The sequence below is a fragment of the Psychrobacter okhotskensis genome (genome assembly GCF_013248965.1).
In the GTDB taxonomy this organism is placed as follows: Bacteria; Pseudomonadota; Gammaproteobacteria; order Pseudomonadales; family Moraxellaceae; genus Psychrobacter; species Psychrobacter okhotskensis.
Map to the genome: position 1 here is coordinate 1 of NZ_JABRVQ010000038.1, position 12,319 is coordinate 12,319.

General features: G+C 41.2%; 10 protein-coding genes and 5 pseudogenes. 10 read left to right on the plus strand and 5 right to left on the minus strand.

The genetic code is table 11. The features are described 5' to 3' along the window. The 3 pseudogenes from HQR03_RS13415 to HQR03_RS14350 all read left to right on the plus strand — a co-directional run. Positions 1-223, plus strand: a pseudogene (locus HQR03_RS13415) (hypothetical protein); the annotation flags it as partial. A gap of 22 nt (positions 224-245) precedes the next feature. Beyond that, positions 246-437 (plus strand): annotated as a pseudogene (locus tag HQR03_RS13420) (IS3 family transposase); the annotation flags it as partial. Beyond that, positions 437-625, plus strand: a pseudogene (locus HQR03_RS14350) (recombination directionality factor); the annotation flags it as partial. The pseudogenes HQR03_RS13420 and HQR03_RS14350, both read left to right, overlap by 1 nt. A gap of 96 nt (positions 626-721) precedes the next feature. On the opposite strand, the gene HQR03_RS13425 reads toward HQR03_RS14350, so the two are convergent. After that, positions 722-1,720, minus strand: coding sequence for a zinc-binding alcohol dehydrogenase family protein (locus tag HQR03_RS13425; protein WP_173240482.1), 999 nt, complete (start codon positions 1,718-1,720; stop codon positions 722-724). Positions 1,721-1,792: 72 nt separating this feature from the next. After that, positions 1,793-2,533 (minus strand): SDR family oxidoreductase, encoded by a 741-nt coding sequence (locus HQR03_RS13430; protein WP_173240483.1) that lies wholly within the window; start codon positions 2,531-2,533, stop codon positions 1,793-1,795. Between the two features lie 135 nt (positions 2,534-2,668). Between HQR03_RS13430 and HQR03_RS13435 the strand changes: the two genes are divergently transcribed. Then, positions 2,669-3,568 (plus strand): LysR family transcriptional regulator, encoded by a 900-nt coding sequence (locus HQR03_RS13435; RefSeq protein WP_173240489.1) that lies wholly within the window; start codon positions 2,669-2,671, stop codon positions 3,566-3,568. Between the two features lie 98 nt (positions 3,569-3,666). Here the strand turns inward: HQR03_RS13435 and HQR03_RS13440 are convergent, their stop codons facing one another. From HQR03_RS13440 to HQR03_RS13450, 3 genes are all read right to left on the minus strand, one after another. After that, positions 3,667-4,683: a zinc-dependent alcohol dehydrogenase family protein gene (locus HQR03_RS13440; RefSeq protein ID WP_173240484.1), complete on the minus strand. Its 1,017-nt coding sequence runs from the start codon at positions 4,681-4,683 to the stop codon at positions 3,667-3,669. Next, entirely contained in the window at positions 4,673-5,668 is a 996-nt protein-coding gene (locus HQR03_RS13445) for a zinc-dependent alcohol dehydrogenase family protein (RefSeq protein WP_173240485.1), read from the minus strand. The genes HQR03_RS13440 and HQR03_RS13445 overlap by 11 nt, the downstream gene beginning before the upstream one ends. A 203-nt stretch (positions 5,669-5,871) precedes the next feature. Beyond that, positions 5,872-7,662 carry a monovalent cation:proton antiporter-2 (CPA2) family protein gene (locus tag HQR03_RS13450; protein WP_173240486.1) on the minus strand — a complete coding sequence of 597 codons (1,791 nt, stop codon included), beginning with the start codon at positions 7,660-7,662 and terminating at the stop codon, positions 5,872-5,874. Between the two features lie 171 nt (positions 7,663-7,833). Between HQR03_RS13450 and HQR03_RS13455 the strand changes: the two genes are divergently transcribed. The 6 genes and pseudogenes from HQR03_RS13455 to HQR03_RS14420 all read left to right on the plus strand — a co-directional run. After that, positions 7,834-8,999, plus strand: a protein-coding gene (locus HQR03_RS13455) for an IS3 family transposase (protein ID WP_173240487.1) whose coding sequence is annotated in 2 segments (ribosomal slippage) — positions 7,834-8,092 and positions 8,092-8,999 — 1,167 coding nt in all. Because the reading frame shifts where the segments join, the coding sequence is not laid out codon by codon here. 44 nt (positions 9,000-9,043) lie between these two features. Then, positions 9,044-9,175, plus strand: a pseudogene (locus HQR03_RS13460) (IS1 family transposase); the annotation flags it as partial. 417 nt (positions 9,176-9,592) lie between these two features. After that, positions 9,593-9,712, plus strand: a pseudogene (locus tag HQR03_RS13465) (metal-sensing transcriptional repressor); the annotation flags it as partial. A gap of 146 nt (positions 9,713-9,858) precedes the next feature. After that, positions 9,859-10,173: a putative quinol monooxygenase gene (locus tag HQR03_RS13470; RefSeq protein ID WP_173240488.1), complete on the plus strand. Its 315-nt coding sequence runs from the start codon at positions 9,859-9,861 to the stop codon at positions 10,171-10,173. 690 nt (positions 10,174-10,863) lie between these two features. Continuing rightward, positions 10,864-11,988, plus strand: a complete 1,125-nt coding sequence (locus tag HQR03_RS13475) for a Fic family protein (RefSeq protein ID WP_102093720.1) — start codon at positions 10,864-10,866, stop codon at positions 11,986-11,988. A 232-nt stretch (positions 11,989-12,220) separates the two neighbouring features. Next, a partial coding sequence (locus tag HQR03_RS14420; RefSeq protein WP_418889567.1) for a helix-turn-helix domain-containing protein occupies positions 12,221-12,319 on the plus strand: 99 nt, incomplete at its 3' end.

Here is a 12,319-nt window from a genome sequence, read left to right on the forward strand (position 1 = left end):
ATCAGCGCTAAAGATGGCGTATCAGACTCGCCTTAAACCAAGCGGTGTGCTGTTCCACTCTGACCAAGGCACGCATTACACCAGTAAAGAGTTCGCTGACGCGATAGCTGACTGTAAGGATATGAAGCAGAGTATGAGCCGCAAAGGAAACCCACTACGGGCACAGCCCTCCGCCTTGCACTCGGGCAAAGCAGTGCTTTGCCAATCCTCGCTCATGGGATAACGCGCCAACTGAACGCTTCTTTAGGAGCTTTAAAACCGAGTGGATGCCAAAGGGCGGTTACGAGGATATCGCTGAAGCATCGAGCGCCATTAGTGATTATATCTGGGGCTACTATCAAACCGTGAGACCGCATAGCTTCAACAATTATTTAACACCAGTAGAAACAGAAAAACGTTACTTTAATAAAAACCTCTTAGAAGGTGTCCTAAATTAGTTGACCACTATAGTTCAGGTTTTGCGAATGCAAGGTTTGAAACGGATATAGAGGAAGGGCTAGATGTGTTAGAGGAATATTATCCTGAACAAGAGCGAAGCTTTTTGGTAGAGCAACAAGCTTCGCATGAAGGGGTTGTGCAGGATATTCAGCAGGGATTGCAGCAGAGTATCAGAGCTGTGAATTGAGCACAGTTGAATTATCTAGTGAGCTTGGTAAGTCAATTAATGGATTCTGAACAAGTTGGCTAGTCACTAATTGAGGGGAGCTTGGGCTCCCTTATTTTAGAAGTTTTCTAGTACAATTTTGCCTTTTGACTTGCCTGATTCAAGTAACTTATGCGCCTTCTCCAAGTTTGAAGCGTTAATTTTGCCTAGATTTTGGTTGAGGGTACTTCTAATTTTTTGCTGGTCAACTAATTGGGCAGCCTGTTGCAAGAGATCACCTTGCTTTTCAATATCATCGGTTTCATACATTGAACGGGTGAACATCAACTCCCAATGGATAGAAATAGATTTAGTCTTAAACGGCATAATATCAAATGTTTTTGGATCATCGATCAATCCAAGCTTGCCTTGTGGTGCAATCAGAGAAACTATTTGCTTGATATATGTTTCTGTATGATTGGTAGAGAATACGTATTTTGGTTTTGCAATGCCTAGTGTCTCGATTTGTGCATTTAAATCTTTGCTATGATCAATGACATGGTCGGCACCAAGTGATTCCACCCAAGATTTCGTTTCTTCACGTGACGCTGTTGCTATAACGGTCAGATTTGTTTTTGCTTTTAGGAGTTGGATAGCGATTGATCCTACACCACCTGCACCACCAATAATTAAAATACTGCCAACTTCTGTTTCTGAAATTTGAAACCGATCAAACAGCATTTCCCATGCCGTTATTGCAGTTAATGGCAATGCTGCTGCTTCTGCATTAGATACTGTAATTGGTTTAAGACTGATAATTCGTTCATCGACTGCTTGATACTCAGCATTACTACCATCTCGGGTTAAATCGCCAGCATACCAAACAGAATCTCCTACTTTAAACGAGGTAACTTTTGAGCCAACTTCAATAATTTCCCCAACGGCATCCCAACCTAAAATACGATTATTTGCTTCAGACGAATTTTTTCTCACTTTGGTATCAACTGGATTCACAGAGATTGCCTGAACTTTTACCAGTACATCACGCTCTTTAAGCGTAGGCTTCGCTTTTTCAATATCTACCAATGAATTTTTAAAATCATCATGGTTATTTATAACATACGATACGGCTTTCATAGATTTGTCCTCAACTTTAAAAAATATAGTAAAAATGGGAGCGAAGTGCTCCCATTTTATGTTATTCAATCATTAAAAATCTTGGCTCGTTGGGCGCAAAACAATTTCATTAATATCTACATCCGCAGGCTGTTCAATTGCATAAGCAATTGCTCGAGCGACTGAGTCAGCTGGTATGGCTTGTTTGTAGAAATCAGTAACAAACTCTGAACTTTCTTTATGAGAAGAACCGAATTTTAGTTCTGACTCAATTGCACCAGGCTCAATAGTAGTCGTTCTAATTGTTTCCCCAACTTCATGACGAAGGCCTTCAGAGATGGCTCTTACAGCAAACTTAGTACCGCTATAAACAGTACCTCCTGGACTAAATACTTTTAACCCTGCAACAGATGAGAGATTAATAAAGTGTCCAAAGTTTTGTTTTTGGAAAACAGGTAGGGTAGCTGCTATACCATAAAGAACACCTTTAATATTAATGTCGATCATACGATCCCATTCATCAACTTTTAGCTCACTTAATGGTGCAATAGACATCAATCCAGCATTGTTTACCAATACATCGATTTGACCAAATGCGCTTAATGCCTTTTCAATAAGTGCTTGTACTTCATGTGGTTTGGTTATATCCATACCAATAAATTCAGCTTGACCACCTTCAGCACGAATGTCGTGAACAATAGCCTCTAATTTTTCAGTACGTCTAGCACCAATTACAACCTTTGCACCTTTTTTAGCAAGTAAGCGAGCAGTAGCTTCACCTAAACCACTACTTGCACCAGTGATAACAATAACTTTATTTTCTATATTATTCATACAAGTAACCTTCAACCTATTTGTCAATCATATTTGATGGGTTAAGTATTACAGCCTTGTTAGGTATAATAAATGAATAATATTATCTTTCAGAATTCCTATTTGCGGAATAATTACCATAACACAGGATTGGACATGCAGAACAAATTGGAAATGATGCGTATCTTTTGTGTCGCAGCAGAGTCTCGAAATTTTAAAGAGGCAGCAACTCAACTGGGTATTTCCCCACAGGTAGTGACACGGGCAATAAAAGAGCTAGAAGAGCAGCGCGGAGAGATTTTATTTTACAGGAGTACTCGACAAATTAAAATTACCGCTGATGGTGAGCGTCTGGCAAAGCAAGCACGTCTTGCGGTGGAATCGATCGATGCTTTGCTTGTAAAAGACACCAAGGAAAAACGAGATGAAATGCGTGGGACTGTCCGTATTACTGTGTCGTCTGTGTTAGGGCGTAAAGTGGTAGTACCTGCACTAGCAGAATTTGCCACACGTTATCCAGATATTGTCGTGGATTGTGTGCTAACAGATTCACACTCGGATGTGATCGATGAGCGGATAGATATCGGGATCAGATTTGGATTTTTGCCGGACAATCGATATGTGGCAAGGGAGTTGGCTAAAGTGAAATTTTATTCTGTGGGTACGCCAGAGTTAATTGATAAGGTTGGAATGCCCAAAAAAATTATTGACCTTGATAAATACCCTCTAACAGCACTATTCGATCATAAAACAGGGCGTTACTGGCCATGGACATTCACCGAAAGTCGAAGCTTCACGCCATCAAAGCCTCGTTTTATTACAGATGATCTAGAAGCTGAATTTCAAGCTATTCTCGCTGGAGTTGGATTCGGACACATGCCTGGATTTCTAGTTTTGCCGTGGCTTAGGAGTGGTAAGCTCATTCAGATACTTCATGAGGAAACCTCTCCCGTTTGGCGCCTGTATTTATATCGTCCACAGCGAGGCCCGACACCTTTGCGAATCCGAGCATTGTTTGATTACTTAGTGGAAGTGCTGGGCCGTATAGAAACCTGAATCAGATGGAACTAGGGCGTGTCCCCATTTAGTCATAAACGCTTGAATTAGGGACACGCCTAACCTTTTTTCTAGAAAGTAGACATCAGATAAGACCATCATGTATTCAGAGTAACTACAATTTTTCCTATTTGCTGATTTGATTCAAGATAGCGCTGAGCATCATGCATGTCCTCAAAGTTAAAGCAACGGTCGATCACTGGACGAAGATATCCTGCACCTATACTGCTAAGAATAAATCGTCTGGCTTGCTCCCTTAGAACAGGGTCATGGAGAACCTCAAGGAACAAAAAACCTCGCATGGTTAAGCTCTTGCGTAATGCAACTTTAAGGGGAAATGGTGTGTTCTCCGGGCTAAGTGCACCATGCATAACCATAGTTCCTCCCACAGACATCGCTTTTGCAATCTGTTCAATATGTGGCCCTCCTACAGCATCAAAGGCGACATCAAGATGTTCTCCACCTAAACGTAAAACAAGCGCCTCATACAAATCTGGTTCATCTTCACTGGCTATAACATCTTTAACACCAAGATCCAGTAAACGTTGCTTTTTCTCTATCGTCTGTGTACTTGCAATGACCTTAGCACCCGCTGCTTCAGCTATCTGTATCGCAGCTAGTCCTACGCTACTTGAAGCTGCTGTGATCAAGATCGTTTTTCCTTTCGATAATCCACCAGCATGGATTACACCACCCCAAGCCGTCAAATACTGCATCCAGATTGAAGAAGCTTCTTCCCAGCTTAAATTATCGGGTTTGTGAACTAAAAAAGTTTCTGGAATCAGAAGCTTGTCCGCATATGTCCCATATTTGGCTAGATTGTCAGTCGGAAGAATCGATACTGCATCTCCTGGAGAAAATTGGCGTACACCTTCACCTATCGCAAGAACTATGCCTGCTCCCTCATATCCCAGACGAGAAGGGAATACTGCCTTTTGAATATAAGTGCCACGCCGAAACATTACATCGGCCCGGTTGAGTCCGATCGTTTTCATCTGTATTAGAACTTCTCCTGCGGCTGGTAAAGCAACAGGAAGTGTTTCTAATGTCAGAACATCTGTATCTCCAATACAATTGAAGCGCCAAGTCTTGGCCTGAAGTGCGTTAAATGACATCGATAACTACCTTAATATTAGCAGAGCGATCTTGAACAGCATCATGAGCCTCAATCGCTTGGTCTAGAGTAAAATGACGAGGATCAACAATAGCACGCAGTTTACCTTCCTCAACGAGACGAGCCGCGGTCTTAAGGACATCACCATGATGAGAACGGCGATTGCCTGTTAACGTCGGCATTAGGACGAATACGCCAGACAGTGTGGCACACCGTAGAGATGAATTCGCTAAATTATGATTGCCAAATGCAGCACAGCTGGTGATGTGGCCATAGTGAGTCGTCATGGAAAGTGAAGCTTCGAGTACTGGACCACCCACAGTGTCGTAAACAATGTTAAAACCTTGACCCTCAGGGCTTGCAGCAATAATGTCATCGGAAGATGCTGTTGTGTAATCGAGAGGTGTTGCACCGAGTTCTGAAATCAGTGATTGATCAGCTGTACGACCAGTCGCCCAAACATTTGCATCAAGTGCTTTTGCAAGCTGAACCACCATATAACCAACGCCACCAGCACCGCCTTGAACCAGTACAGTTTGCCCTGGTTGGACCTTCGCATTATCCACTAAACCTTCCCAAGCGGTGAGGAACGTCAATGGTAGTACTGCTGCCTCGCGCATAGAGATATTCCGTGGCTTTAATGCGATCAGATCAGCATCTGCTACAACATATTCTGCTAAAGATCCTTGAAGACCACGGACGCCACCAATCAGACCGTAAACTTCATCTCCGACGTTGAAGTGGGTGACACCTTCACCAACAGCAGTTACAACCCCAGCCATATCCGTTCCCAACACGGCAGGAAGCTCTGGCATAGCATATGTTGCTTCACCAAGACGAATTTTATAATCAATAGGGTTTACACCACTAGCATGAATACGTACTAGAACTTGCCCAGCCTCTGGTTGAGGTATAGGGAGTTCTACACGTTTAAATTCATGATCACCAAAATTTTCTAGGATAAGCGCATTCATCATCTTATTCATAGTTGTTCCTTATTCTTAACTGAGGGATGATATGCACAGTACCAAAATAAATTAATCCAATAAATGATATTTATAGGATTTAATAATTCCTAAATAATGAATAATAAATATCATCCGCTCACTAAAGAGGTGGGGTTCAGCAGATGCTTACCGAAAAAGAGATCTACACAGACCTCTTTTTTATTTGGGTTTAATACGTGAAATTATTGTTGAGTGCCATCTTCATTCAGAATTTGCCCTGTTTGCTTTGGTGTAATTAAAGGTGCAGTCGGACGCGGTCCTGTATATTGCAAGCCGATACCAGCATAGACATCATCTGCTGCAGTTTCAGTTCCAAAACGTTCTTTGTCTAGTTCTCGGATTTCTTGGCTAATTTCTTCAACATCACTCTGGTCAACACCCAGTTCTTCTAAAATTGTACCGCCAAATAGCATTGCCGACTCGAAGGTTTCGCGTATCATGTAATCCACATTTTGTTTTGCTAAATGCAGCGCATGCTCACGGTCATAAGAGCGAACCAGTAACTTGGCCATAGGAAATTCATGTTGCACCAACTCTACAATTTTATTCGTCGTTTCTTTGTGGTCTACGCAAACAACAATGGCTTCAGCCGTATCTGCTCCAGAGGCATGTAAAATATCTAAACGAGAACCATCGCCATAATAAATTTTAAATCCAAATCTTTCAGCGTTTTGAATCATGTCGATATCATTATCAATGATGGACACATCAATACCTCGAGCAAGCAATAATTGACTTGAGACTTGTCCAAAACGACCGAAACCAATCATCAGGACTTTTCCAGAAAGTCCTTCAGCAATACGGATATTTTCTAAAGAAGTTTGTTCTGTAGTTTGGGTAAAACGTTTAAACAGAATGCCTATGATGGGGGTCAAAATCATCGACAAGACTACAATCGCATTCAGGTTTGAGCTTTCATCAGCACTAATGATTTGAGCACTCAAGGCGGCAGCAAAGAGTACAAAAGCAAACTCCCCCCCTTGAGCCATTAGTAATGCGCGATCGAGTGCTTCAGAGTGTGAACTTTTGGTCAGGCGTGCAATCAGATAAATTATGGATGCTTTGACAAACATCAGCACAAGTACAGCACTTAAAATTAACATCCAGTTATTTTTTATGACGTCAAGGTCTAATGACATACCTACGGCTAGAAAAAATAATCCGAGCAATATGCCACGAAACGGTTCAATATCTGCTTCAATCTGATTGCGAAAAGTGGATTCGGAGAGTAATACCCCTGCAAGAAATGCCCCCATTGCCGTCGATAAGCCACTGACTTGCATCAGTAATGCTGCGCCGAGCACCACCAAGAGTGCTGCTGCAGTCATGACTTCACGGGCTTTGGCTACGGCTAATAAGCGAAATAAAGGATTAAGCAACCAATAACCTGCAGCGATTAAACCTACAATTGAAATTAAACCAATTCCGATGCTCTGCAAACGCATAGAAGTACTTTCAACAACATGATTCGGTGCGATAAAAGCGACAATTGCCAATAAAGGGACAATCAATAAATCTTCAAACAGCAGGATCGAGATAATTTTTTGTCCTCGTGGTTGAGCAATGTCTCCACGATCTCCCAAAAGTTGCATCACAATTGCAGTCGAGGTGAGTACAAAGCCTGCAGCACATACAAAACTCACCTGCCAAGAATAGCCATAGGCCAAGCCTACCGCCATTAACCCCAATGAACAGGCACTAATCTGTAATGTGCCTAATCCAAAAATTTCTTTTCTTAAACTCCATAAATACGATGGACGCATTTCTAGTCCAATCACAAACAGATACATCACAATACCAAGCTCAGCAACATGCAGAATAGACGCAGAATCGTAGAAAAACGCTAGTCCAAATGGACCAATAATTAATCCTGCAATTAAATATCCCAATACCGAGCTTAATCCTAGGCGCTTGATTAAGGGGACTGAAATCACTGCCGCTGTGAGCAGTATGACAGGGGATAGAAGGTTCATATATTTCTCAGATTTTGTATAGAGTCTGTTGACACTTCAAGTATAGAAAGTAGATTCAAAACACAAGTGCAACACGTTTGTAGTTAGTTGAAACAGTTAATCACTATGAGCTATGCTGAAGAAACCGTAGAGCTAAACTTGGTAAACTAAGCGTATTCACAGGAGTTTACCATGACCAAGAAATTAAGAACCTACAGTGACGAATTCAAAGCCGAAGCCGTCAAGAAGATAGTAGATAATAAGGGTAATATTTCAGCGACTGCAAAGCAGCTTGGCATCGCCATGCAAACCTTATCGAACTGGCAAAATAAAGCGAATCAAGGCAAGCTTAAAGGGTCTGAGCAATACGATCCTGAGCTCGTAGCCGTACTAGAAGAGAATAAGCGCCTTAAACGGCAACTCAAAGTTGCCGAGGAGGAACGAGACATTCTAAAAAAGGCGACGGCGTACTTTGCCAAGCACAGCTAATCAGGTACGCCTTTATCAAAGATAATCAGCAGATATTTAATATTACCACTATGTGCCGTGTGCTGAGCGTAAAGCCCTCAAGTTACTACGATTGGTTGGGTCGTGACATCAGCGCTCAGCAGATACATCATAACCAGTCTGAGCTACTGGTCAAAGCGGCACACAGTGAAACGAAGGAGCGCTACGGCTTTGAGCGTCTGCATGCGCATCTAAATGAACAAGGGTATGATATCAGTCGATACATGGTCAGACGTATTAAAGAAGAGCATAGCATCAAATGTCGTCGCCACAAGCGCTTTAAAGTGACCACCGACTCCGATCATAACAAGCTGGTTTATGACAACGTATTAGATCAGCAGTTTGAAGTCAACCGCCCTAACGAAGCATGGGTCAGTGATATCACCTATATCTGGACAACCGAGGGCTGGCTGTACTTAGCAGGAGTGAAAGACTTATACACCAAAGAGCTGGTCGGCTATGCCATCAACAAACGCATGACCGCAAATTTGGTCTGCCGTGCCCTTAATATGGCGATCAAGAACAAACGCCCAAGCAAGGGACTAATTGTTCACTCTGACAGAGGAAGCCAGTATTGCAGCCATGCCTACCACAAGATCATCAAGCAGCGTCTGTTTATAGGCTCAATGAGTGGCAAAGGCAATTGTTTCGACAACGCACCTATAGAGAGCTTCTGGGGCGTATTGAAGAATGAGCTAGTATATCACCAAGATTATAAAACGAGGTTTGCAGCCATTAGCGATATTATTGGCTATATTGAGCTATATTATAATCAGACTAGGATTCAAAAGGGCTTGGGCTATCGAGCGCCAAGACAGGTGTGGTTTGATTATTATCGTCAGGCTGCGTAACTAAAACCTCCCAAGTTTATGTCTACGGGATTGACGGCAGGGGTCACTATACCCGAATTTCAAGTAATCAATGGGATAATTTTATCACTGCATTTAAAGACTGTTAGCAAAGTATTGGTAAGTTTTTCACTATAGGTGTTGAGGGAAATAATTGCAAAATAAGGCATCGAATTAGATGTGTTAGTTCAGTATTGAGTGTGGCTTTAGCAAGAATACGGATATTAATGCTTCTCGCAATATTCTAGCGGTAGGACATACCACTTTGTCTGTGGAGGAAAGATGCAGTAAAGGTCGCTCTGTGAAGCAGAAAGCATGCCTAAATCCGTGAGGTTTTGCTTTTAAAATCCCTGAGAAACATGTTTCGTAAAGAGTTAGTCGAAAGTGGGGGGGGAGTATGTCAGAAGTTTAATTTTATAAGTTATTGTAAAGATTCGGAAAGTTAATTATGGCATCCAGTTGCAGAGCCAATAGTGACTTCATTTAATCTCAGCATACTTTTTGAAACACGACCTAAATTTTTAAGGTTTATAAAAAATATTGCTTTTTTTTTACTAGGGGCACTATAGTATTAATGCTAGAAATAAGGAGGTCTGATGCCTAATCAGGTTGAAGTCAAAAAAAAGATTCTTCTACGTGTCAGAAAGATCAAAGGTCAGACGCAAGCGATTGAAAAAGCGTTAGAAGACAATGTGGAATGTGGTGCAATTCTGCAACCATAGCATTATGTCAAAATAAAAACCCAGATTTTGGCTCAGCTATGGGAAATTTTTTTTAACTTTTATACGACAAAACTGTCTGACATGCATACATTAGAAATGTCAGAATCAGTTTTCATTCTAATAATTATGGAGTTTTAGTCATGCTTAAAACAGCTTTATATGTCCGTCTTGAAGCTAAACCGGGTAAAGAAGATGAAGTGGAAGCTTTCCTTAAAGGCGGTTTACCTATTGTAATGGAAGAACCTGCGACAGTTGCGTGGTTTGGCCTACGTCTTGGACCTACAACATTTGGTATTTTTGATGCATTTCCTGATGAGGCGGGTCGCCAAGCACATTTATCTGGCAAGGTTGCAGCTGCTTTGATGGATCAGGCCGATGAGCTATTTTCAGAGCCACCGTCTATTGAAAAAGTAGATGTTTTGGCTAGTAAACTACCAGCTCATACCGACGCTTAAATGTATGAGGGTGCTGCCTGAAATTTTGAATGAAAGGCAGCACTTCAACCCTGTGAGGTTTGTCAGAGGCTTTTTATTCAAGTTGGGCTACTTTATTTAATGGCTTAATCTCATCATTTACATGGGTCAATATCCAAAACAGGGTAAATAAACGAATGCACCTATGTACATGCTTTATATTGAACCAATATATCTAATTTAGTGTTGCATTTGTACATCTCTTAAACCGTGCCAATCTGCTTTCTAATCTAATATTTCCGCTACAGCCCATATTTTACGGACAAAAAAAGCCCCAATCGCGAGATTGGGGCTTTCTAAATTTGGTAGGCATAAGCAGACTCGAACTGCTGAACTCTACCATGTCAAGGTAGGTCGACGAAAATGCTTATTATGATAATATCTTACATTCATTGACCTTTATGGCCTGTAGATATTATACGATTGAATAATCACAATGTAAATTATAATGCAATAAAATTTAACTCGTATTTGGGCACTGTATTTTTATAGTGTTTTTACCTCTACTCAAGCCCTTCTCAGAACAAAAAAACTATGTTTGTTCGTTGAGAATCTATTCTTATTACGTCTGCTATTGTCGTTTTTGAATTTCTACGTATTGTTTCTACTGCTTATTCTCTGCATAATATAAGGAGATTACTGTTCTAATCTCTGCATATCTCTGGGGAACGTATGAAGCATACTACTTATATTCATGAGCACTCAAATTGGACTGAATGGCAATGGTCGGACAAGAAGCTATTGCCATTCGTCAGTCGTGTGCGGATATTACAAGGCCATTTATTAGGAAAGCTACTAACACTAGGGTTCGATCTGAATGTTGAGGCACAATTAGATGCGGTGACCTTAGAGATTATCAAAACTTCTGAGATAGAAGGTGAGACGCTAAATGATGAGCAGGTTCGTTCTTCAGTTGCGCGGCACTTAGGGCTGGATAATGCCAGTATGCCAACCACTACTCGTGAGATCGATGCAGTGGTAGAGATGATGCTAAGTGCCACCTATCGTTATCAACAACCGTTATTATTAGATGATCTACTCGGATGGCATCGAGCATTATTTCCAAATGGATATAGTGGGCTTTATCGTATTCAAGCAGGCAGTATCCGTGATGATAGTAAAGGACCGATGCAAGTAGTGTCTGGTGGGTATGGTCGTGAGCAGGTTCATTTTGTTGCCCCCAGTGCAGATAGGTTGCCAGATGAGCTAGACAAATTTCTATTATGGTTTAATACTTCGTCAAATAAGCAAGACGATATAGATTTGGTCATAAAAGCAGGTGTTGCTCATTTATGGTTTGTGACTCTGCATCCATTTGATGATGGAAACGGACGACTAACACGAGCACTCACAGAACGAATGCTGGCAAAAAGCGATAACAGTGCCCAACGCTTTTATAGTATGTCAGCGCAAATTCTTAAACAGCGCAACGACTATTACAAAATACTAGAACGTACGCAAAAAGGTGATAAAGATATCACGGATTGGCTGGTGTGGTTTTTGCAAACGCTAGAGCAATCCCTCATTATAGCTCAAGAAACCACGGATAAAATTATCAATAAGGCAGGCTTTTGGCAGACGCATCGACAGCATGCTTTAAATGATAGGCAGGTGAAGATGTTAAATATTTTGCTGACTGATTTTTATGGCAAACTCACCACTAAAAAATGGGCGACCATGACTAAGTGTTCTATAGACACGGCACTAAGAGATATTAATGATTTAATAGAGAAGGATATGATGCAAAAATCTGTAGCATCAGGACGCAGTACGAGTTATGAGGTGGCTTTGCGATAAGGATTATGTACTTTGAGTTTGACCGTAAGGCTGTTTAATTTAAATATCCCAAGTTCAGGTTTGCTGTTACTTCAGCATCGTTCACTAAGGTCGTATTGAAATAACACTTCATTGTATGGGTTATTTAAGCTCCTAGATTCAAATAAGAAGTGCAACGTTTTAAAAGAATGAGTTGAAGAGTAAGATGTGCCGTGTTGCATTTCAAACTTCAACTCCTACCTATCAGAACGTTATGAAACACTATACACATCTTACCCAAGAGCAAAGATATCAAATATCAGCGCTATTGCAAGCTAAAAAAGGCATGAGTGAAATAGCTAGAATTATTGGC